We start from the raw sequence: 22907 nt of genomic DNA on the forward strand, positions 1-22907 counted from the left end.
CATGACACAACAGGATCGCCTTCCTCCGCGCAATTTCACGACTTCGTTGCGTGCCAGCCTGAAAGCGACCTTTTCCCCCGCCACGGCCGGACTCCTCCAGGAAGCGGTCAAACCCGACCCGAATTTCGGGGTCATCGCTTCCATCCTCAAGGCGGACCCCGCCCTGGCCACGGCCATCCTCTCCCTGGTCAACTCACCCTACTACGGCCAGACCAGCAAGATTTCGGACCTCCAGCGCGCGGCCATCATCCTCGGCAACAACGAGATCCTGCGCATCGCCCTGTCCCTCTCCCTGCAGAAGAACCTGAACGCCTCCCTGGAAAAGCACGGCTTCGACACCTTCGCCAACTGGCGGGTCATCGTCTGGGCGGCCCTGGGCGCGGAACTCATCGCCCGGCGCCTCTGCCCCAAGGAAGCGGAGACGGCATACATCTGCGCCCTGGTCAAGGACCTGTCCCTGCTCCTCTACGCCGCCAGCTACCCGGAAGACCTGCGGCCGCTCCTTTCCCGGCCGGACTTCGTCAACACGGGACCGTCCTTCATGTGCTGGCAGGAGTGCCTGCCGGAGGATCACTGCGCCCTGACGGCCGAACTCCTCGCCGAATGGAATTTCCCCGCGCACATGGTCGCGGCCATCACCGCCCACCACGACCTCGAAAACCTCTTCGACCACCCGCCCCTGACCCAGGCCGTGATCTTCGGCACCCGCTGGGCCGAGGTGGAGTTCCGCACCGACCCAGCCCCCGACGGCCTCGCGCAGCTGCACTTCCTGCTGAAGAAGGCCGGCGCGCTGCCCCCCGAGGGTGTCGAAGGCCTGCGGCAGCACTGCTCGTCGCTTTTCGCCGAAATGTGCTCGGCCATGAACATCACGGAGCTGCCCCCGGAAAACCGCTACTACGACCACTCCCTGCAGGCCATCCAGGACTTCCACTACCAGGCCAAGGAGATCGAGGGGCTGACCGGCGGCAACGCGGCCATCGCGACCTGCATCGGGCGGCACCTGCGCTGGAACTGGAACTGCCGCAAGGGGGAGATCATCCTCGGCGCGCCGACCAACAAGCACTGGGAGCGCTTCGTCCTGGCCGAGGACGGCGTGAGCGGCCCGACCGTCGCGCAGTCCATCAACGACTTCAAATCACACGGCGAGTTCACCGTTCCCCTGGAGACCGAGGACGGCGTGGCCGGCGAGTTGCGGCTGTCAGGCCTGCAGGGCCCGGGACAGGCCAGGGCCGAGACGGCCCTCTACGCCAGACTGCTGGCCCGGAGCCTGTGGCGGCAGATCACCACGGTGGCGCAGCTCGAGATCAAGGCGGAGTTACTCGACATCCTGCCCACCGGAGTCGCCCTGCTCGATACGGACGGCCGCATTCTGCGCGCCAACCCGACTTTCGCCCGCTTCCTGGGCAGTTCCGCCCAGCTCGAGGACAGGCTGCGCGGGGGCATGCAGCTTGAACAGTTCCAGAGCGCCCGGCACGGGTGGCGCATGTTCCTCCTCGACCCCACGCAAAGCACCCACTGCGTCATACACGCCCCTCTGGGGCCATCCGATGCGCCTTCGTCGCCCTTCGCCCTTTCAAGCTACAAGATCCGCCAGGGCTCACGAACCAATGTCCTGACCGTGGTGCAGGATCTCAGCGAAATCCGCATCCACGAAATCGAGGCCCTGCATCAGCGAGACTTCCTGAACAACCTGCTGTCCACCATGCAGGATCTGGTCATGACCACCGACCGCAAGGGAGTCATCACCTTCGCCTCGGGACGCCATGGCGCATTCCTGAAAGGCCGCAACCTCTTCACGCTGACACGGCCCATAAACCTGCAGGAAGAGCCCTGGGATATGGAGTTCCTGGAGCAGAGCCAGAACGCCGTCGAGGTCCAGATCGTCCTCGATGACGAGCACCTGCAGCTGGAGCTGGTTTTTTCCCGGTTTGCCCACGGCGCCGATTACGGTCTCGTCGTCGGCCGCAACATCTCCGCCATCCGCAGGCTGGAGCGCAAAATCCGGGAGCAGGCCCTGTTCGACTCCCTGACCCAGGTCTTCAACCGCCACCACCTCCAGCCCCTGCTGGAACGCGAACTGTCGAGATCCCGCCGCACCGATACGTCCTTGGGGCTCATCTTCTTCGACATCGACAAGTTCAAGGTCTTCAACGACACCTACGGACACCACGGCGGCGACAAGGCCCTGAAGGAACTCGGGCAGCTGCTGCGCAGCGTGCTGCGCAAGGGCCTCGACTTCCCCTGCCGCTTCGGCGGCGACGAGTTCGTCATCATTTCGAGCAACTCCAGCGCGGCGAGCCTGCTGACCGTGGCGGAGCGAATCCAGAACGAATTCAAGACCCTGCACAACGGTTCCGTGACGCTGAGCATCGGCATGAGCCTGCTCGAGCCCGAGGACACGGCCCATTCCCTGCTTGAACGCTGCGATAAAGCCAATTATCAGGCCAAGGCGCAGGGCGGAAACGCCATTGTGCATCTGCAGACCAACACACCAGTAAACTAAGCACCACCCAGGAGAACAGCATGCCGATCCGAGTCGAAGTGGCTCTGCGCAAGGCAGTCATAGATACCCAGGGCAACAAGACGGCCCACAAGATACATGGTGAACTGGGACTTCACGTGGATCAGGTCCGGATCGTCCGGGTCTACACCGTCGAAGGGCTGACCGCGGCGCAGGCGGACCAGGCCATCGAGGCCGGCGCCCTGCACGACCCGGCCCTGCACACGGCCCAGACCACTCCTGCCGCCTCGGATTTCGACTGGCTCATCGAGGTCGGCTTCCGGCCCGGCGTGACGGACAACGAAGGACGCACGGCCCGCGAGACCCTGCGCACCGTGCTCGGTCTGGACAAGGACGCCAAAATCGCCGTCTACACCTCCACCCAGTACCTGATCTCGGGCAAGCTGGACCGCCATCAGGTGGAGCATATCGCCAAAGACCTCCTGGCCAACGAGCTCATCCAGCGTTTCCAGATCTCCGACCGGCAATCCTGGGCCGCAAACCCCGGCTTCCCGGCCCGCACCGCGGCCGTGACCGGCGAGGCCTCGGATACCGTCGAGACCGTCGATCTCTCGGCCATGGACGACGAGACCCTCATGCGCCTGAGCCGCGAGAACACCCTGGCGCTGAGCCTCGAAGAGATGCGCTGCATCAGGGACTACTACGCCCGCCCCGAGGTCGTCGCCCACCGCAAGGCCAAGGGCCTGCCCGCCGCGCCCACGGACGCCGAGCTCGAATGCCTGGCCCAGACATGGTCCGAGCACTGCAAGCACAAGATCTTCAGCTCGCGCATCTCCTACGAGAACCGTGAGAACGGCACCACGGCCGAGATCAACAGCCTCTACAAGACCTTCATCCAGGGCAGCACGAAGCAGCTCCGCGAACGCATGGGCAAGGACGATTTCTGCCTGTCCGTGTTCAAGGACAACGCCGGCGTCATCCGCTTTAGCGACGACATGAACGTCTGCATCAAGGTCGAGACGCACAACAGCCCCTCGGCCCTGGACCCGTACGGCGGAGCACTGACCGGCATCGTCGGCGTGAACCGCGACCCCATGGGCACGGGCATGGGCGCGAACCTCCTGTGCAACACCGACGTGTTCTGCTTCGCCTCCCCCTTCCATGAAGGCGAGCTGCCACCGCGCCTGCTGCACCCGCGCCGCGTCTTCGAGGGCGTGCGCGAGGGCGTGGAGCACGGCGGCAACAAGTCGGGTATCCCTACGGTCAACGGCGCCATCGTCTTCCACGAGCGCTTCCTGGGCAAACCCCTGGTCTTCTGCGGCACCGTCGGCACCATGCCGGCCACCGTGGCCGGCCGGCCGAGCCACGAGAAGAAGGCCCTCCCCGGCGACCGCATCATCATGACCGGTGGCCGCATCGGCAAGGACGGCATCCACGGCGCTACCTTCTCCTCCGAGGAACTGCACGAGGGCTCGCCGGCCACGGCCGTGCAGATCGGCGACCCCATCACCCAGCGCCGCATGTACGATTTCCTCATGCGCGCCCGCGACCTTGGCCTCTACAACGCCATCACCGACAACGGCGCCGGGGGCCTCAGCTCCTCCGTGGGCGAGATGGCTCAGGACTGCGGCGGCTGCGACATGGACCTGGCCAAGGCGCCCCTCAAGTACGACGGCCTGCGGCCCTGGGAAATCCTCGTCTCCGAGGCCCAGGAGCGCATGACCCTGGCCGTGCCGCCCGCCAGCCTCCAGGCCTTCATGGACCTGGCCGCGGAAATGGGCGTGGAGGCCTCGGACCTCGGCTGCTTCACGGACTCCGGCTACCTGCACGTGCGCTACGGCGACAGGATCGTGGCCGACCTGAACATGGCCTTCCTGCATGACGGCGCCCCGCAGATGCGCCTCAAGGCCGCCTGGGAGCGCCCGCAGACCTGCTGCTGCGGCCAGGCCCCCGAAGCCCGGATCGCTGACCACCAGGAGTTCCTGCAGACCATGCTCGGACGCCTGAACATCTGCTCCCGCGAATACGTCATCCGCCAGTACGACCACGAGGTCCAGGGCGGCAGCGTCGTCAAGCCCCTCATCGGCGCCAAGAACGACGGCCCGGCCGACGCGGCCGTGGTCCGCCCCCAGCTCGGCAGCGACAAGGCCCTGGTCATCGCCAACGGCATCTGCCCCAAGCTCTCCGACCTGGACACGTACTGGATGATGGCCAACGCCATCGACGAAGGCGTACGCAACGCCGTGGCCACGGGCGCGGACATCCGCCACATGGCCGGGGTGGACAACTTCTGCTGGTGCGACCCGGTCCAGTCCGAAAAGACCCCGGACGGCGAATACAAGCTGGCCCAGCTGGTCCGCGCCAACCAGGCCCTGGCCCACTACTGCCTGGCCTACGGCGTGCCCTGCGTCTCCGGCAAGGACTCCATGAAGAACGACTACACCGGCGGCGGCACCAAGATCTCCATCCCGCCCACGGTCCTCTTCTCCGTCATGGGCGTCATCGACGACTGCACCAAGACCATGACCTCGGACTTCAAACGCCCCGGCGAGACGGTCTACGTCCTCGGCCTCACGCGCAACGAAATGGGCGGCTCCGAATACGCCGACCACCTCGGCGTGTGCGGCGCCGTGCCGCAGGTCGACGCCGTCTCGGCCCGCACCCGCTACGAGCGCATGCACCAGGCCATCACCTCGGGCCTGCTGACCGCGGCCCACGACGTCTCCGACGGCGGCCTGGCCGTGGCCGTGGCCGAAATGGCCCTGGCCGGCCGCACCGGCGCCGACATCGACGTCGACAAGGTTCCGGCCCTGGACTGCCCCCTGCCCGAACAACGCCTCTACAGCGAATCGGCCAGCCGCTTCGTCGTCACCGTGGCCGACCAAAACCGCGCCGCCTTCGAAGCCCTCTTCGCCGGCGACTTCCTGGCCCCCATCGGACAGACCACGGCCGACGGCAAACTCACCCTGCGCGCAGGCGCCACCACCCTAGCCGGCTCCGCAGTCGAAGACTTGGCCGTAGCTTGGAAGAAGACGTTGGATTTTTAAGCATGCCTCCGGCGGGCAGGGGGCGCGCCCCCTGCACCCCATTCAACAGGTTGTAAACGCGAGACGGGCGGCCCAATGGGTCGCCCGTCTCGCGTTTGAAGTTCCATACCCCATGCAAGGGGTGCAGGGGACGAGTCCCCTGCCCGCCGGAGGCATCTTCTACTACTTATAATACACCTTGATCTCGTTGGTCATGACGGTCCCCATGCCCGGGGTGGCCTGGCCGCTGGCGATGATGACGTTTTCGCCGGGCTTGAAGCCTGCGTATTCCTGGACGAATTTCTCGGCGCGTTTCTGGTGGCTGCGCGGTTCCAGGGGGCTTTCGACGGGGTTGATGCTCCAGAAGAAGTTCATCCAGCGCAGGATGCGCGCGTCGGTGGTCATGGCGTAGATGGGCTGGGCCGGGCGTCGCGAGCTGATGTAGCGGGCCGTGGCGCCGGTGGTCGAGTGGCAGACCAGGGCGGCGCTGTCGGCGTTGTCGGCCATGAGGCAGGCCGAGTAGGCCAGGAATTTTGGCGGGTTCTTCTCGGCCTTAGGCATGAAGGGGCCGCCGATGCGTTCCAGGTAGTAGGGTTCGGCGTACTGGGCGATCTCGTTGATGAAGCGCACGGCCTCCACGGGGTAGCTGCCGATGGCGGTCTCTTCGGAGAGCATGACGCAGTCGGCGCCGTCGAGCATGGCGTTGGCCACGTCCGTAGACTCGGCCCGCGTGGGGATGGGGTTCTTGACCATGGACAGGAGCATCTGGGTGGCGACGATGGCCGGCTTCTGGGCGTGGCGGCAGGAGCGCAGGATCTTTTTCTGGATGATGGGCAGTTCGGCCGGGCTGCATTCCAGGCCCAGGTCGCCGCGGGCGACCATGATGGCGTCGGCGACCTCGAGGATGGAGTCGAGCTTCTCCACGGCGTTCTTGCGCTCGACCTTGGCCACGACGGGAATCCAGGTGCCGTGGCGGGCGATCTCGGTCTTGATGTCCTCGATGTCGTCCTTGCTCTGCACGAAGGACAGGGCCACGGCGTCGATGCCGATGTCGAGTCCCTGGTGCAGGTCGCGGCGATCCTTGTCGGTCATGGCCGCGACCTTGAGGGTCTTGCCGGGGAAGGCGATGCCCTTGTTGGAGGTCAGGATGCCGCCGTTCAGGGCCTCCATCATGACCAGCCGGTCGGGCACGATGACCTTGACCACGGTGAACTGCAGCATGCCGTCGGACAGGGACACGGGCATGCCTTCGGCCAGGCCTTCGAGGAGTTCGGGCACGTCGAGGCTGATGAAGATGTCGCTTTCGTTCCTGTCCTCCATGTCAGGCGTGCCCAGGCAGACGTAGGCGCCCTTGCGGATCTGCAGGGGCGAGCCCTTGACCTCGCCGATGCGGATCTTGGGGCCGCAGAGGTCGCCCATGACGGTCAGGCGGATGCCTGTCTGCTTTTCGACCTCGCGGATCTTCTGGATGACCGGGCCGAAATAGGCCGCGTCGGCGTGGGAGAAATTGAGGCGGAAGACCCGCACGCCGAGCTCCACCATCTCCTTCATGACGTTCTGGTCCATGGAGGCCGGGCCCAGCGTGGCCACTATTTTCGTGCGCATAAGCATATCCTCAGTTCTGTGTGTTGGATGACTAGAGGATTCCATACAGGGGTCCGCCGGGCAGGGCAAGGGCGTCCACCTTTTTCTCGATTTCCGTAACGTCCGCCAGCGGCGGCGCGTGGTAGGTCTTGAGACGCGCGTCGACGACCATGGACGAACAGCCCCAGTGCTTGCAGCGAGTGAAGCCGTTCACGCCGTAGGTGTCCGTGGCCGGGTCCGAGCGGGTGAAGGCCACCCAGAGAAAGTTGTCCCAGTTCGCGGCCGTGAAATCCGCGTCGTCAGCCACGACAATGAGGGGGAAGCCCTCAAGCCCCCCCTGGGCGGTCAGCGCCCCGGCCAGTTCTTCCATGGCCGGGTCGTGGGTGTCGCGGGGCTGACCGTGGGCCGGGCCCGAGAGGACCAGGATGCCAGGAGCGAAGACGCGGGGGCCGTGAAAGCCTTCGGGCAGGTTCAAGGCCGGGACGCTCGTGACCAGGCTGCGCTTGGGGCCGCCGGCGGCGGTCCACAGGACCTTGGAGCCCTGGTTCAGGCTGATGCCGGAGTAGTCCAGGGTGTCCATGGTCGTGCGGGTGATGAAGTGCAGGTCCCGCGAGAGGTCCAGGCGTTCCAGCACGTGACGGAAGAATTCGGGCACGTGGTGGCAGGACAGGGACGGCTCGTCCTCGCGGGCGGCGATGATGACGTACTTGGACAGGGAGGTCTGGGTCGTGCCGAGGAGCGATAGGCCGTTGGTGATGAGCTCCTGGGGCTGGCGCTCGCCGGCGTAGGGCACGTAGCGCTCACTGCCCACGGCCAGCAGGAGCGGGTGCACGCCTGCGGCGTCCACGGCGTGGACCTCGTGCACGCCGCCGAAGACCTGGGGGACCAGTTCGGCCGTCAGTTCGTGGATGAAGGCCCCGAACATGGTGTCCTCCTGGGGCGGCCGGCCCACGGTGGTGAAGGGCCAGACGGCGTCCTCGCGGTGCAGGACCTCCTCGACGCGCATGACGGGAAAGTCGTGGACCAGGCTGTAGTAGCCGAGGTGGTCACCGAAGGGCCCCTCGGGCTTCTGGGCCGTGGGGTCGATGTGGCCGCGGATGCAGAAGTCCGCCTCGGCCAGGACGGGCAGGCGGCCGCGGCCCGTGACCATGGGGATGCGGTGCCCGCCGAGGGCGCCGGCGAAGAGGATTTCGGCGATGCCCTCGGGCAGGGGCATGATGGCGGCCAGGGTCATGGCCGGCGGCCCGCCGACGAAGACGTTCACCGGCAGCTTCTGTCCGCGGGCGATGGCCTCGGCGTGGTGGTAGCCGATGCCACGGTGGATCTGGTAGTGCAGCCCCACTTCCCTGTCCTGCTCGAAGTCGTTGCCCGAGAGCTGGATGCGGTACATGCCGAGGTTCGAGCCCATGAAGCCGGGCTTGGACGGACTCTCGGTGTAGACCAGCGGGAGCGTGACGTAGGCCCCGCCATCCATGGGCCAGGACACGAGCTGCGGCAGCTTCGAGACGGACGTGGTGCGGGCCATGACCGGCCCCGTCTTCACGCTTTTGGGCATGGTGTGCCAGCCGCCCAGGGCCAGGCCTGGCCACAGCCACGGCTTCTTCATGACGGCCGCAGGGTCGGCCTTGGCCGAGAGCATGGCCTCGACGCGGCGCAGCGTGGAGCGGAAGATGAACCTCGTCCGCTCCAGGGTGCCGAAAATGTTCGCGGCCATGGGGAAGGACGTCCCCTTGACGTTCGTGAACAGAAGCGCCGGCCCGCCGGCCTTGAAGACGCGGCGCTGGATGGCGCCGACTTCGAGATGGGGGTCGACGGGGGTGTCGATGCGGACGAGCTGTTTGGAGCGCTCGAGATCATCGAGGCAGGACTTGAGGTTGCGGTAGATCATGGGGCGGGCTCCCGAACTGGGCTTGGTGGACTGTATGGACGATATGGACGGACACGGACGGGCACGATCAAAACCTGTTCGGGGTGCAGGGGGCGCGCCCCCTGCCCGCCGGAGGCATGCCTTACCTGTAGAAGGTTATGTGCACGTTGGGGTTTTGGCGCCATTCGTCGAATTTCTTGCGCAGCCAGCGTTTGAAGATGTTGCGGGTGGCGGGCAGGAGAATCAGCAGGCCCATGATGTCGGTTAGGAAGCCCGGGGTCAGGAGCGTCATGCCGGCCAGGAAGATGAGCAGGCCGTCGAGGAGTTCCTCGGCGGGCATGAAGCCCTGGGCGAGGTTCTCGCGGATGCGCATCATGACGGCCAGGCCCTGCATGCGCGCCAGGTGCGCGCCGGCCAGGGCCGTCAGCAGGACCAGGGCGACGGTAGGCAGGACACCGATGACGCCGCCCACGGAGACGAGGACGTAGATTTCGGCCACGGGGATGACGGCGAAGAGAAGGAAGAGCTTGCCGAACATCAGGCCTCCCTGCCGGCCAGCTGGTCCATGGTTTCGCGGTCGCGCAGGCCCAGGAAGTAGAGAACGCCGTCGAGGCCCACGTTGGAGATGGCCTGGCCCGCGCCCTGCCGGACCACGGGCTTGGCGTGGAAGGCGATGCCCAGACCCGCCACGTCGAGCATGGGCAGGTCGTTGGCGCCGTCGCCCACGGCGATGACCTGGGACAGGGAGATGTGTTCCTTGGCCGCGATTTCCTTCAGGAGGCGCGCCTTGCCGGGGCCGTCGACGATGTCGCCGACCAGGCCGCCGGTCAGTTTGCCGTCGCGAATTTCGAGCTCGTTGGCGTGGACGTAGTCGATGCCCAGGCGCTCCTGCAGGCGGCGGCCGAAGTAGGTGAACCCGCCCGAGAGGATGGCGATGGTGTAGCCGAGGCTCTTCAGGGTGCGGATGAGGCGCTCGGCCCCTTCGGTCATGGGCAGGGTGGCGGCGACGTCCTGCAGCACGGATTCTGCCAGGCCTTCGAGAAGGCTCACGCGCTTGCGCAGGCTCTGGGAGAAGTCCAACTCGCCGCGCATGGCGGCCTCGGTGATGGCCGCGACCTGTTCGCCGGCGCCGGCGCGTTTGGCCAGCTCGTCGATGACCTCGGCCTGGATGAGCGTCGAGTCCATGTCGAAGCAGACCAGACGGCGGATTCGGCGGAAGGCGTTGTCCTCCTGGAAGCCGATGTCGATGCCCTGCTCGCGGGACAGGTCCAGGAAGGCGGCGCGCATGGCCGAGATGTCCGCGGGCGTGCCGCGCACGGAAAATTCGAGGCAGGAGCGCGGCATGGCCGGGGGCACGGCCAGGGAGCGGCGTCCCGAGAGGCGCGTGATGCAGTCGATGCTCAGGCCGTTGCCGGTGATGACCTCGGCCATGGCCGCGAGGTTGGCGGCGGTGATGGTCCGGCCGAGCACGGTCACGATGTGGCGCTTGCGGCCCTGCATGCCGACCCAGCGTTCGTAGTCGTCCTCGGTGACGGGCGTGAACTTGAGGTTGAGGCCCTGGTTGTGGGCCCAGAACAGGAGGTCCTTGAGGATCGGCGAGGATTCGCTCTCGCGGGGCACCTCGATGAGCACGCCCAGGGAGAGGTCGTCGTGGATGACGGACTGGCTGATGTCGAGGACGGTCACGCCCGAGGCGGCCAGCTGTCCCATGATGCCGGCCAAGAGGCCGTCCCGGTCCGTGCCGGAGATCTGGATGAGGATGATTTCGCGCATAGCTCTCTAGTGCAGAAGGTTCCACATGCGGATGGCGGCCCATTCCAGCACGACGGCAGGGTTGGCGCCGACTTCCAGGCTTTCCAGGGCGTTTTCGACGACGACGCCGACCTGGCGCACGGCGACCACGTCCAGGCGGGAGGCCAGCAGCCGGGCCAGGGCGGTTTCGGGGTTGCCGTAGCCGGCCTGGACCAGACAGCGCTGCACCTCCCGCAGGACGCCGTCGGCCAGGTGCGCGTCCACGTTGCCCTTGCGACCCGTCCATTCGAGCCAGGGGCCGCGGCCGGACTGGATGAACTCGGCCAGGGCCTGCAGCCACTCGCGCAGTTCCGAATTTTCACGGTCGCCGCGCGGCCAGCCCAGGGTCAGCACGAAGCTGCGGGAGACAAGGGTCGGCAGCAGAATCTCGCGGCTGGGGGCCAGGAGAACGAAAACGTTGCCGGGCATGGGCTCTTCGAGGGACTTGAGCAGCGCGTTGGCCGCACCGTCGCCCAGGGCCTGGGCCTCGGCCAGGATGATGACGCGCGGCCCGCGCCCGGCGGGCGGGTCGCCCAGCACGGCGCGCACTTCGCGCACGGTGTCGATGGTAATGGCGCCCTGGGCGCCGTTCAGCAGGAAAAGGTCGCGGCTGGCGTCCTCGGCGACCTGCTGGCAGATGCGGCACTGTCCGCACGGAGGGGAGGTTTCGCGGCACATGAGGCGCGCGGCCCAGAAGCGGGCCAGGGCCAGGCGTTCCTCGACTGTCCCTCCTTCGAGGAGCAAGGAACGGGGCGGGTTGCCGGCCAGCCGGTCCAGGAAGCCCGCGATGCGGGGCTGGGTGGTGAGGGCGTGCTGCCAGGGTGCGGACATGGGAAAAAAAGGGGGAGGCGGACCTCCCCCGGGTTTATCTGAGAATGGTTTGGTCGCGGTCCGGACCCACCGAGACGATGGACACGGGGATCCCGAGAACAGCCTCGATACGCTCGATATAGTCGCGCGTGGCCTTTGGCAGCTCCGCGTAGTTGCGGCAGCCGGAAATGTCCTCGCTCCAGCCGGGCATGCTCTCGTAGATCGGCTCCACGTAGGCCATGCCGTTCTCTTCCTGGGGTGGGTAAGCCACCTCCTGCCCCTTGTAGCGGTAGGCGGTGCAGAGCTTGAGCTCATCCAGGCCGCCCAGGACGTCGAGCTTGGTCAGGGCGATCTCCGTGGGGCCGTTGAGGCGCTGGGACTCGCGCAGGACCACGAGGTCCAGCCAGCCGCAGCGGCGCTTGCGGCCCGTGGTGGCGCCGAACTCCGCGCCCTTCTCCTGCATGTACGCGCCGGGGCCATCGGACAGCTCCGTGGGGAAGGGGCCCGCGCCGACACGGGTGGTGTAGGCCTTGACGATGGCCACGATGCGGTCGAGCATGCGCGGCGAGCAGCCGGAGCCGGCCGAAGCGTTGCCGGACACGGTGTTGGACGAGGTCACGAAGGGGTAGGTGCCGTGGTCGATGTCCAGGTGCGTGCCCTGGGCGCCCTCGAAGAGGATGCCCTGGGCCGAGAGCTCCTGGATGGCCGAGGACACGTCGCCCAGGTAGGGCACGAGACGCCGGGCCACGGGCAGCAGGTCGGTGAAGATCTGCTCGGCCGAAAGGGGCTCCTGGCCGTAAAGACCCGCCAGGAGGGCGTTCTTCTCCACCAGGGCCTTTTCGATCTTGTGGCGCAACAGGACCTCGTCGGCCAGGTCCGCGGCGCGGATGCCGATGCGGGCGACCTTGTCCTCGTAGCAGGGACCGATGCCGCGGCCCGTGGTGCCGATCTTGTCGGAACCGCTCTTGAAATTTTCACGCGCCCCGTCGATGGCGCGGTGATACTGCATGATGAGCTGGGTCTTCTTGCTGATCATGAGCCGCGCGGGGCTGACGTCGATGCCCGAGGCGGCGAGCTTGTCCATCTCCTGACAGAACACGAAGGGGTCCAGCACCACGCCGTTGCCGATGAGGCACTTCTTGCCGGGATGCAGGATGCCGGAGGGGATGAGGTGCAGGATGGTCTGCTTCCCGCTCACGACCAGGGTATGCCCGGCGTTGTTGCCGCCCTGAAAACGCACGATGGCGGCCACGTCCGTGGTCAGCAGATCAACGATCTTGCCCTTTCCCTCATCGCCCCACTGGGCGCCCATGACTACGATATTCGCCATGAATCCGATCTCCTCGTCTTGATATATTGGCCGTCAGCGCAATGGCAAATGGCTCCCTTCTTTACGGGGCGCGGGCCCTGAAGTCAAATTATGTCGGATCCGATTTTCACATCCGGCAACGAGGGGAAACGAGCGGCAAAAACATTGCCGTATGCGTACACATGCAATATCTTCAGCCAATGATGAATCTCAGGACAATCTGTCACACCAACCTCAAGCATCCCGGCAGCGCCCCGCATGACGCCGTTCCCCGTTCGCGACCCAGCCGAAACGGGCGTACCGGATCGCAGGAGCACCAATGAACAAAATCGTGGCGCGATATGCAGACGGCCGCATGGTCAAAGGCACGACGGTGGACTTTTTTCCCACGAAGGACCTTTTTCACGTCAGCGTCACGGAAAACGGCGCAACGCGCCTGGTGGAGGTCAGCCTCAAGGAGCTGAAGGCCCTCTTTTTCGTCCGCGATTTTTCCGGTGACCCCAAACATGTCCTGGCCAACGACTTCGACTCGACGAAGCCCGCTCCGGGCCGCAAGCTCAAGGTGGTCTTCGCTGACGGCGAGATCCTGGTCGGCACCACCACGGGCTACCAGCCCGGCAGACCGGGATTTTTCATCGTGCCGGCCGACGCCGCCGCGAACACCGAGCGCTGCTACGTCGTCACGGCGCATACGCGCGAAGTCACCTTCATCTGAACGGCTGCGGCCCGGACACCCCATGCGCGGAACATTTCTCCCGATCCTGATGGCCATCCTCCTGGGCGCCTCCCCCCTGTGGGCCCAGGACGACATGCAGGCCTTCCCGGCGGTCGACAAGGGCATGACGCGTCATGTCCTGCGGCTTCCGGCCGAAGCCGACGAAGTCCGGCTCAAGGTCGAACTGATCCTCGGCAAGGCGGTCCTGACGGACGCGGCCAACAGGTATTTCTTCGGCGGCGAGATCGCGGCGGAGACGATTCCCGGCTGGGGGTACACGCGCTACATTCTGCCCACCCTGGGACCCATGGCGGGCACCCGCATGGCCGTGGACCCGGCCGCGCCCAAGGTCGAACGGTTCATCGCCCTGGCCGGGGAACCGTACCTGATCCGCTACAACAGCCGCCTGCCCGTGGTGGTCTATGCTCCGGCGGGCGTGGAGGTGCGCTGGCGGGTCTGGCGCGCCGACGCCCGGGCGCAGGCCATGCCGCAGGGCTGATTCCCTCTCGTTTGACGCCCTGGCACAGGATTTGCCGTCCAGGCGGGCCTGTGCTAGGGGCACGTGGATTCGCGCGGCATGACCGGCCGGGGCGATACGACAATCCATTTTTCCGGAGAACTTTGATGAGCGATCTCAAGAAGATGTACCATACCCTGAACAGGGACTCCTTTCCCGCCGACCTGACCCTGACCATCGGCGACCAGACCATCCGCTACGCCAAGAAGACCTGGAACATCGGCGGCGAACAGAAGGGCCTGCGCTACGGCGAGAACCCGGACCAGCCCGCGGCCCTCTACGAGGTGGCCGAGAGCTCCTTCGCCATGGACGGCGTGGCCTTCCAGCAGGGGCAGCACAAGCTCGTCTCGGCCCTGACCGAGGAGAACCTGATCCAGTCGGGCAAGCACCCGGGCAAGATCAACCTGACGGACGTGGACAACGGCATCAACATGCTGCAGTACCTCACGGCCAAGCCCGCGGCCATCATCCTCAAGCACAACAACCCCTGCGGCGCGGCCTGGGCGGCCGAGGGCCTGCTCACGGCCCTGAGCCGCGCCTTCGCCTCGGACCGCATCGCGGCCTTCGGCGGGACCATCGTCGTCAACCGCACCCTGGACAAGGCCTGCGCCGAGTTCATCAACTCGAGCTACTTCGAGGTCATCGCGGCCCCGGCCTTCGACGCCGACGCCCTGGAGGTGCTGACGACCAAGAAGAACCTGCGCATCATCCGCATCCCGGCCCTGGCCGAACTGGAGAAGATCGTGGGCACGCCCTTCCTGGACATCAAGTCTTTGGTCGACGGCGGCCTCATCGTGCAGGCCTCGTTCCGCAACCGCATCCTGGCCGAGGAAGACTTCCTGCCGGCCGAGACGGTCAAGGATGGCACCACGTACATCGCCCGCAAGCCCACGCCGGCCGAGGCCGACGACCTGCTCTTCGCCTGGGCCGTGGAGGCCGGCGTGACCTCCAACTCCATCATCTTCGCCCGCGACGGGGCCACGGTGTCCATCGGCACGGGCGAACAGGACCGCGTGGGCTGCGTGGAGCTGACCATCCAGAAGGCCTACACAAAGTACGCCGACCGGCTGGCCTTCGTGCGCCACAACCTGTCTCTGTACGAGCTCAAGATGAAGGCCAGGGACGACGAGGCCCTTGACGCATCGCTGCAGGACATCCTGGCCAAGACCGAGGCGGACAAGGGCGGCCTGCCCGGCACGGTCCTGGTCTCGGACGGCTTCTTCCCCTTCCGCGACGGCGTGGACCTGGCCATCGCCCAGGGCGTGACGGCCATCGCCCAGCCCGGCGGGTCAATCCGCGACTGGGAGATCATCCAGGCCGTGAACGAGGCCACCCCGCAGGTGGCCATGGTCTTCACGGGCCAGCGCTCCTTCAAACACTAAACCCGGCCTCCGGGCCGCCTTTACGGGCCGGCTCCGGCCGGCCCGCGCGCGACGCGCATAAGGTCTCACATGTCCACCTCCCCCACCCTGCAGCCGGGCTGCATCATGGAGTTCCTGCAGGACAACCAGCCCGTCACGGCCTGGGTCCTCGACGTGCAGGGCCCGCGCCTGCGGGTCTTCACGGCCGGGCAGCGGGAACTCAAACTCCCGGTTTCGCGCGCCCTGCCGTGGACCGGGCCGCAGTGCGCGGCCGGCTCCAGCCGCCAGGACATGCTCGACCTCCTGCGCACCCACAACGGCCGCCGGGAGCGCCTGGCCGAGGCCGTGGACGCCCTGGAGATCTGGGACCTGGCACAGGGCGAGGTCGACGAGGCGGAGATCGGCTGGTTCGCGAGCCTGGTGTTCGAAGACCCGAACCCCGACCAGCTTGCGGCCCTGGGGCGCAAGCTCCTGCAGACCAAGACCCATTTCAAGTTCTCGCCGCCGGCCTTCGAAATCTACCCGCAGGAGACCGTGGAGCGCCGTCAGGAGGAGTTGCGCAAGGCCCAGGAGCGCGAACGCCTGGTGGGCTTCGGCCAGGTTTTTCTCAAGGGGCTGTGGGACGCCTTCTGCAAGCGTCGCAGCGCCCTGCCCGAGCCCGACGAGGAGCAGACCGCGCGCATCCGCGACCTGCTCATGACCCGCCTGTGCAACCCCGACGACCGGGACTCGGACGCCCTGTGGAAGACCATGACCCAGGGCCTGCCCGAGGAGCCCCATCTGGCCCTGTTCCTGGCACAGGCCTGGGGCATCGTGCCGGCCCACTTCAATTTTCATCTCTGCCGCGCGCAGTACGATTGGGACCCCGGTTGGGCGGAACCCTTCGCCGGGGCCGTGGAGGCCCAGAAGGAACGCGTCCTGCAGGGGCGCCAGGAGCCCATGGCCGAGATCGTGACCATCGACTCGGCCACGACCCAGGACATCGACGACGGCTTTGAACTCACGCGCGACGAAAACGGCTTCCGCCTGCGTCTGGCCCTGGCCTGCCCCTGCCTGGAATGGGAGTTCGGCAGCCCCCTGGACCGCGCCGTGCAGCACCGCTTCAGCTCCCTCTACCTGCCCGAGGGCACGAGCCACATGCTGCCCGAGGAACTGGGGACCCGCTTCTTCAGCCTCAACGCCGGCCAGGACCTGCCGGCCCTGGTCATCACCTTCGACCTCGACCCCGAGGGCGACCTGCGGGGCTTCGCGCCCGAAGTCGCCTGGGTGCGAGTCGCGGCCAATCTGACCTACACCGGCGTGGAAACGGACATCGCCGAGGGCGCGTCCGACATGCTCCGCGACGCCCGTGACCTGGCCCACCTGCTGCGCCAGGCGCGCATCTGCGAACACGCCGTGATCATGGACCAGCCCGACCCGCGGGTCGTGCTCGACGGCGACCCTGCCAACCCGCAGGTCGGGATCGTGCAGAGTCCGTCAACGCCCGAAGCCCAGACCATCGTTTCGGAATTCATGATCCTGGCCAACAAGGCCATGGGCTCCTGGGGCCTGGAGACGGGCACGGCCCTGCTCTACCGCACCCAGAACATCACCCTGCCCGCCGAGAGCGCCGGCGTGTGGAGCGAGCCCACGGACATCTACCGCATCATCAACAACATGGGCCCCTCCATCCTGGAGTGCGAGCCGCGGCGCCACGCCACCATCGGGGCCAAGGCCTACGCGCCAGTGACCTCGCCCCTGCGCCGCTACTCGGACTTCATCAACATGGCCCAGATAGTGGCCCGGCTCACAGGCCGCGGACGGCTCCTGAGCCAGTCCGAACTGGAGAGCCTGCTGCCGGTCCTCTCCAGCCGCGCGGAACTGGTCGGCCAGGTCCAGCGCATGCGTCCGAGATACTGGAAGTACGAGTACTTCCGGCAGAATTTCAAGAAGATGCGCTGGTCGGGTCTCATCGTGGACCCGGGGTCCGTGCTGGTGACCATCTCCCTGCCGGAGCTGCAGCTCTTCCTCAAGGCCCCGCGCAAGATCTTCGGCGACAAGATACGGCTGGGGCAACGCTTTTCCATCCGCATCGGCAAGGTCGACCCCCTGAACAACGAGATCAGGACCGTCGAGGCCTGGGAAGAGGAATGAACTTGTCCGGCCACCGGTTTTGCCGTAGTGAAATGCGGCACATGACATCCCCAAAATCCAAAGACCAAGGAGAGCGCACATGGTGACAATATTCTGGCTCGCGATCAGCTACCTTCTGGGAGCCATGCCCTTCGGCCTTCTGATTTCCCGCACCTGCTGCGGCATCGACCCTCGCGAAGAGGGCAGCGGCAACATCGGCGCCACCAATGTCGGCCGCCTGTGCGGCACGAAATACGGGGCCATGACCTTGGCCCTGGACGTGCTCAAGGGGTTCATCCCCGTGCTGCTGGCCACGAGCTTCTCGGATTCGTACTTCTTCCTGACCCTGGTCGCCACGGCCGCGGTCTGCGGCCACATGTTCTCGGTCTTCCTGCACGGCAAGGGCGGCAAGGGCGTGGCCACGTGGGTCGGCGCCTTCCTGGCCATCTCGCCCTGGGCGGTGATCATCTGCGGACTGGCCTTCCTGGCGGCCCTGTACTTCTACAACTTCGTGTCCCTGGCCTCCCTGGTCATGGTGGCGCTGATGCCCGTGGTCCTGCTCTTCCAGGGCCTCTTCGGCGCCATCCCCATGGCCCTGGTCCTCATGGCCCTCATCTTCTGGAAGCACTCGGCGAACATCCAGCGCCTCATGGTCGGCACGGAGCACCCGTGGAAGAAGAAGGAATAACCGGTTTTTTCGTATCGACGCCAAAGCGCGGAAACCTCGGGGTTTCCGCGCTTTTTCTTTTGTGTGCCGGGGAATGTGACGCTGCGGAAGGGAAGATGGATTCCCGCCTTCGCGGGAATGACGGGGCTTCAGGGCGCACGCCCCGGTCATCATGCTGGCACGACGTCTGATCCAGACGCTGCTTATGTGTCATTCCCGCGAAGGCGGGAATCCATGCATTTCGGGCCGGCCTCGCGGCACGGCCCCAAATGCGTTCACAGCAGCGCTTTGACGCGTTCGACCAGGGTGGCGAGGGAGGGTCGCTCTATGGCGGAGATGAAGACCGCGTCGGGATGGACGAAGGCCAGGGCCTCGCGGGTCTCTTCGGAGATGCGGTCGACCTTGTTCAGGGCCAGGACGCGGGGGATGGTATCGATGGACAGGTCGCGCAGGATGGATTCCACGGCTTCGAGCTGGGCCTCCATCTCGGGGTGCGACGCATCGGCCACGTGCACGAGCACGTCGGCGCCCTCCAGCTCCTCCAGGGTGGCCATGAAGGCCTCGCGCAGGTCGGCGGGCAGGTGGCGGATGAAGCCCACGGTGTCGGTCAGGATGATCTCGCGGTCCTCGGGGAAGCGCAGACGGCGGCTGGTGGGGTCCAGGGTGGCGAAGAGCTTGTTCTCGGCCAGGACGTCGCTCTGGGTCAGGGTATTGAGGAGCGTGGACTTGCCCGCGTTGGTGTAGCCCACCAGGGAGACCACGGGCAGCCCGGCCTTGTCGCGGCGGCTGCGCGTGGCCTTGCGGTGCTTGCGCACGCTGCCGAGCTCGGTCTTGATCTGGGCGATGCGGGCGCGGATCTTGCGGCGGTCCATCTCAAGCCGCGTCTCGCCCGGCCCGCGGCCGCCGATGCCACCCGTCAGGCGGCTCAGGGCGCGGTTCTGGCCCACCAGACGCGGCATCATGTACTTGAGCTGCGCCATCTCCACCTGCAGCTTGCCTTCGCGGGTCTGGGCGTGCTGGGCGAAGATGTCGAGGATGAGCTGGGTGCGGTCCAGGACCTTGCGCTCGGTGATCTGGCTGACGTTGCGCTGCTGGGTCGGGGTCAGCTCCTGGTCGAAGACCAGGGTGGCCGCGTTTTTCTGCAGGGCCAGGACTTCCAGTTCGGCCAGCTTCCCCCGGCCCAGGATGAGCTTGGGGTTGACCTGACTGACGCGCTGCACCACCGTGCCGACCACCTCCAAACCGGCCGTTGCCGCCAGTTCGGCCAGTTCGGCCAGGGACCGCTCCTGCACGCCCTTGGGCTGGGAGCCGACGCTGACCAGGATGGCCGCGCCCTCGCGCGCGGAAGAGGCCACGGTCTGGCCCGTACGGGCCAGTTCGTCCTCCAGGGCCTTGGCGCTGGCCCCGAAATCGAAATCCACCTCGTCCCAGATCATGGCCGGGTGCACCTGATAGGGCAACTCGTCGGCGTTGGGCGGCAGCAGGTGCGCGAACTGGCAGGTGCGCGGCGCGCCGTCCGAGCTCACGGTCAGCACGCAGACCGCGTCCAGGCGCAGGAAGGCCATGTCCATGAGGTCTTCCTGGGTCAGGAGCGAGGAGTCGAGGTGGGTGTGCAGCAGGCGCAGGCCCGACAGGCGCGACTCGGCCTGGCGGTGGCGGGACAGCTCGGGGATGAGGATGCCGTCCTGCTCGCCGACGATGACCATGACCGGCACGCCTTTGCGGTTGATGAGCACGCCCAGCTGGCGGCCGACGCCGCGGCTCAGGATGGCCAGCTCGCGGGCCTGGTCCGGGGTGAAGCCGCCCTGGTCGGGGAAACGGCGGTTGTAGAGGCGCGAGATGGCCGCGGTCTGGCTGGGCTTGAGGCCCGTGAGGTTGCCGAGGGGTTTGGAAGCTATGGCGTGTCTCCGTCGCCGGTTCGGGCCGGCGGGGCCGCCCCTAGGGGCGGCTCAGGTACTCGGTGATCATGCGGTCGTACTGCGACGTCAGCGCGAAGGTGGCCACGGCCATGCGCTTGCGGAATTCTAGGGAGAGACTGCCGCCGTTGGCCTTCATCTCCTGCATGCACTCGACGTAGTACGCAGGGTCCGGGATGACGGCCACGGAGTGGAAGTTCTTGGCCGAGGCGCGCAGCATGGTCGGGCCGCCGATGTCGATCTGTTCCACGGCCTGCTTGTCTTCCAGGGTCTGGCGCACGGCGTCGGCGAAATTGTAGAGATTGACGCAGATGAGGTCGAAGGGCGCCAGGCGCAGATCCTTGAGGGTGCGCATGTGGGCGGGATCGTCCTTGTCGGCCAGGATGCCGGCGTGGACGTGCGGATGCAGGGTCTTGACGCGGCCGCCGAGGATTTCCGGGAAGCCCGTCACGTCGCTGACGGATCGGACCTTGAGGCCGGCCTGGACGAGCTTCTTGCGCGTGCCGCCGGTGGAGACGAGCTCGACGCCCTGCTCCTGGAGAAATCGCGCAAAGTCATCGAGTCCGGATTTATCTGTGACGCTCAGGATGGCCCGGCGTATAGGCAGCATGTTCATGGTATTTCCCCTCACGAAAAGAATGTTCGCCGTGCACTGCCAGCTTTGACCGCAATATGCAACAGCGCGGTCGGGCCCCGAAACCCGGGGACCCGACCGCGTCGGAGGGGAACCGGAACCGCTCTAGAGCTGGGCCAGGAGCTCGGCCGCCGGTCCGTAGGCGGGATCCATCTCCAGCAGGCGTTCCAGCTGCGCCTTGGCCTCGTCCGGCCGGCCGCAGGTCGTCAGGCAGCCGCCCAGAGCGTAGCGCACCTCGCTCTTGCCGGGGTTGAGTTCGAGGTAGTGCTCCAGGGGAGCGATGGCCTCGCCGGTGCGGCCCAGCATGTGGGCCGTCTGGACGAGCCCGAAAAGGGCGATGAGGTTTTCGGGGTTGGCCGTCAGGGCGCGGCCGTGCAGGTCGAAGGCCTCCTCATGCCGGCCCTGCTGGACGCAGATGAGGCCCATGCCGGCCAGGGACTTGTCCGAGGACGAAATGCCGTCGGCCTTGCGGTACATGGCCATGGCCTGGTCCAGGTCACCGCGCTGCACGGCGATGGTCGCCAGACCCAGATACGGGTCCGGGTGGACGCCGTTGCTGCCCGCGGCCTTATGGTAATAGCTTTCGGCCTTGTCCAGCTCACCCATGAAAAGATAGCACTCGCCAAGTTCCTTGTTGATTTCGTAATCCAGATGCGAACTCATGGTTCCTCCTCCTTGTCGTCAGATCGGGTATGCTTTGTCATCCACCCGACGCCAAGCAACATTGATGCCAGCCGAGCGAACCACCATCGCCGCCGAGCCCCGTCGCCCCATTTCCATTGCCAATATGCCGGATTAACACGCGTATCCCGACTTCCTCGTTTCTGGAATGGTCATTGCAAAACCGTCGTCGTCAACGACCCGGCTCCGCCGCTGCGCGGCCAAGCACATGCCGGAATGACAAGGGGTTACCGATGAAAAGCCTGTTTCCTGAACACCTGGATCTGACGGCCAAGGTCATGGATTTCCAGCTCCAGCGTCAAAACATCGTCAGCGCCAACATGGCGAACATCAATACGCCCGGCTACAAGGCGCGGCACCTGGAGTTCGAAAAGGACCTGCAGGCCGCCCTGGGACTGGCCGAGGGCGGGGCCATGGCCAGGACGCATCCGGACCATTTCCCGGCGCCCTTCTCGCCGGAACAGACCGAAGCCAGCGTGACCAAATCCCTGACGCCCAGGGTCATCCAGGGCGTGGACAACGTGGACCTGGACACGGAAATGGCGGCCATGGCCAAGAACAACCTGCTCTACAGCGCCCTGACCACGGTCATGCAGAAGAATTTCGCCGGCATGAAGCAGATCATACAGGATGGAGGCAAATAATGGACTTCATGACATCCATCGACATCGGCGCGTCCGCCCTCAAGGCCGAGCGCACCCATTTGAACGTCATCTCCATGAACCTGGCCAACGCCAAGACCACCAGGACCGTGGGCGGCGGCCCCTACCGCCGCAAGGAAGCCATCTTCAAGGAGACCGAGGTTGACAGCCCCTTCTCCAAGGCCATGAACGCGGCCCTGGACCAGGACGTCAAGGGCGTGCGGGTCGAATCCATCCAGAACGACCGCAGGCCCCTGAAGCAGGTCTACGAGCCCGGACACCCTGACGCCAACGAGGAAGGTTACGTCAGCTACCCGGACATCAACGTGGTGGAGGAGATGACCAACATGCTCCAGGCCATGCGCGCCTACGAGGCCAACGTCTCGACCATCACCACGTCCAAGAACATGTTCACCAAGGCCCTGGAAATCGGCCGCTAGGCCACACACTGACGGATAGCACGAAGGAGGAGTTCCATGGCGGTGTCACCGATGGCCATCAAGGCCTATTCCGCGGCCAGCGAGCTTTTGAACAATCCCAAGGGGCTCGGCGCCAAGAAGGGCGCCACGGCCGAGGCGACACGGTCCTTCGCCGAGACCATCGAGGAGTCCCTGGCCACGGTCAACGACATGCAGGCCGAAAAGGGGCGCATGATCCAGGATTTCGCCTCGGGCAAATCCCAGAACGTGCACGAACTGATGATCTCCCTGCAGAAGGCCGGACTGGCCATGGACATGACCTCGGCCGTGCGCAACAAGGTCATGCAGGCCTACCAGGAACTCATGCGGATGCAGTTCTGATCCGTAATCGCAACG

General features: G+C 66.1%; 19 protein-coding genes. 10 read left to right on the forward strand and 9 right to left on the reverse strand.

The window, feature by feature from the left end; translation table 11 throughout:
• The first annotated feature begins 1 nt into the window (after position 1).
• Positions 2 to 2503: a sensor domain-containing diguanylate cyclase gene (locus G394_RS19920; protein WP_084435222.1), complete on the forward strand. Its 2502-nt coding sequence runs from the start codon at positions 2 to 4 to the stop codon at positions 2501 to 2503.
• A gap of 20 nt (positions 2504 to 2523) precedes the next feature.
• The gene (locus tag G394_RS0102095) at positions 2524 to 5508 is read left to right on the forward strand and encodes an AIR synthase-related protein (protein WP_028576231.1); all 2985 of its coding nucleotides are present in this window, start codon (positions 2524 to 2526) and stop codon (positions 5506 to 5508) included.
• Positions 5509 to 5670: 162 nt separating this feature from the next.
• Here the strand turns inward: G394_RS0102095 and pyk are convergent, their stop codons facing one another.
• The 6 genes from pyk to G394_RS0102125 all read right to left on the reverse strand — a co-directional run bounded on the left by pyk (position 5671) and on the right by G394_RS0102125 (position 12869).
• Positions 5671 to 7092, reverse strand: a complete 1422-nt coding sequence (pyk, locus tag G394_RS0102100) for a pyruvate kinase (protein WP_028576232.1) — start codon at positions 7090 to 7092, stop codon at positions 5671 to 5673.
• 31 nt (positions 7093 to 7123) lie between these two features.
• Entirely contained in the window at positions 7124 to 8959 is a 1836-nt protein-coding gene (locus G394_RS0102105) for a UbiD family decarboxylase (RefSeq protein WP_028576233.1), read from the reverse strand.
• Positions 8960 to 9080: 121 nt separating this feature from the next.
• Complete coding sequence (locus G394_RS0102110; RefSeq protein WP_028576234.1) at positions 9081 to 9476, reverse strand: FxsA family protein; 396 nt, start codon at positions 9474 to 9476, stop codon at positions 9081 to 9083.
• Positions 9476 to 10711 (reverse strand): phosphoserine phosphatase SerB, encoded by a 1236-nt coding sequence (gene serB, locus G394_RS0102115; RefSeq protein ID WP_028576235.1) that lies wholly within the window; start codon positions 10709 to 10711, stop codon positions 9476 to 9478. Before serB ends, G394_RS0102110 begins: the two co-directional genes overlap by 1 nt.
• A 6-nt stretch (positions 10712 to 10717) precedes the next feature.
• Positions 10718 to 11560: a hypothetical protein gene (locus tag G394_RS0102120; RefSeq protein WP_028576236.1), complete on the reverse strand. Its 843-nt coding sequence runs from the start codon at positions 11558 to 11560 to the stop codon at positions 10718 to 10720.
• Between the two features lie 34 nt (positions 11561 to 11594).
• Positions 11595 to 12869, reverse strand: a complete 1275-nt coding sequence (locus G394_RS0102125; protein WP_028576237.1) for an adenylosuccinate synthase — start codon at positions 12867 to 12869, stop codon at positions 11595 to 11597.
• Positions 12870 to 13167: 298 nt separating this feature from the next.
• Between G394_RS0102125 and G394_RS0102130 the strand changes: the two genes are divergently transcribed.
• From G394_RS0102130 to plsY, 5 genes are all read left to right on the forward strand, one after another.
• Complete coding sequence (locus tag G394_RS0102130; protein ID WP_028576238.1) at positions 13168 to 13563, forward strand: DUF6982 domain-containing protein; 396 nt, start codon at positions 13168 to 13170, stop codon at positions 13561 to 13563.
• A 22-nt stretch (positions 13564 to 13585) separates the two neighbouring features.
• Positions 13586 to 14062, forward strand: coding sequence for an ecotin (locus G394_RS0102135; RefSeq protein WP_028576239.1), 477 nt, complete (start codon positions 13586 to 13588; stop codon positions 14060 to 14062).
• A gap of 125 nt (positions 14063 to 14187) precedes the next feature.
• Positions 14188 to 15462 carry an IMP cyclohydrolase gene (locus G394_RS0102140; RefSeq protein WP_028576240.1) on the forward strand — a complete coding sequence of 425 codons (1275 nt, stop codon included), beginning with the start codon at positions 14188 to 14190 and terminating at the stop codon, positions 15460 to 15462.
• 69 nt (positions 15463 to 15531) lie between these two features.
• Positions 15532 to 17574 carry a ribonuclease catalytic domain-containing protein gene (locus G394_RS0102145; RefSeq protein WP_028576241.1) on the forward strand — a complete coding sequence of 681 codons (2043 nt, stop codon included), beginning with the start codon at positions 15532 to 15534 and terminating at the stop codon, positions 17572 to 17574.
• Between the two features lie 79 nt (positions 17575 to 17653).
• Positions 17654 to 18241, forward strand: coding sequence for a glycerol-3-phosphate 1-O-acyltransferase PlsY (plsY, locus tag G394_RS0102150; RefSeq protein WP_028576242.1), 588 nt, complete (start codon positions 17654 to 17656; stop codon positions 18239 to 18241).
• Positions 18242 to 18495: 254 nt separating this feature from the next.
• On the opposite strand, the gene hflX is transcribed toward plsY, so the two are convergent.
• The 3 genes from hflX to G394_RS0102165 all read right to left on the reverse strand — a co-directional run bounded on the left by hflX (position 18496) and on the right by G394_RS0102165 (position 21433).
• Positions 18496 to 19956 (reverse strand): GTPase HflX, encoded by a 1461-nt coding sequence (gene hflX / locus G394_RS17600; RefSeq protein ID WP_245578243.1) that lies wholly within the window; start codon positions 19954 to 19956, stop codon positions 18496 to 18498.
• Between the two features lie 202 nt (positions 19957 to 20158).
• Positions 20159 to 20752 carry an IMP cyclohydrolase gene (locus tag G394_RS0102160; RefSeq protein WP_028576243.1) on the reverse strand — a complete coding sequence of 198 codons (594 nt, stop codon included), beginning with the start codon at positions 20750 to 20752 and terminating at the stop codon, positions 20159 to 20161.
• Between the two features lie 123 nt (positions 20753 to 20875).
• Positions 20876 to 21433, reverse strand: coding sequence for a tetratricopeptide repeat protein (locus G394_RS0102165; protein WP_028576244.1), 558 nt, complete (start codon positions 21431 to 21433; stop codon positions 20876 to 20878).
• A gap of 251 nt (positions 21434 to 21684) precedes the next feature.
• Between G394_RS0102165 and flgB the strand changes: the two genes are divergently transcribed.
• Genes flgB through fliE form a run of 3 tightly spaced genes read left to right on the forward strand, consistent with a single transcriptional unit; the run spans position 21685 to position 22892 of the window.
• Positions 21685 to 22095, forward strand: a complete 411-nt coding sequence (flgB, locus tag G394_RS0102170; protein ID WP_028576245.1) for a flagellar basal body rod protein FlgB — start codon at positions 21685 to 21687, stop codon at positions 22093 to 22095.
• Positions 22095 to 22532 (forward strand): flagellar basal body rod protein FlgC, encoded by a 438-nt coding sequence (flgC, locus tag G394_RS0102175; RefSeq protein ID WP_028576246.1) that lies wholly within the window; start codon positions 22095 to 22097, stop codon positions 22530 to 22532. Before flgB ends, flgC begins: the two co-directional genes overlap by 1 nt.
• 36 nt (positions 22533 to 22568) lie before the next feature.
• Positions 22569 to 22892, forward strand: coding sequence for a flagellar hook-basal body complex protein FliE (gene fliE, locus G394_RS0102180; RefSeq protein WP_028576247.1), 324 nt, complete (start codon positions 22569 to 22571; stop codon positions 22890 to 22892).
• Positions 22893 to 22907: the final 15 nt, after the last annotated feature.

Origin of the sequence: Desulfomicrobium escambiense DSM 10707, assembly GCF_000428825.1 — a bacterium.
Taxonomy (GTDB): Bacteria; Desulfobacterota; Desulfovibrionia; order Desulfovibrionales; family Desulfomicrobiaceae; genus Desulfomicrobium; species Desulfomicrobium escambiense.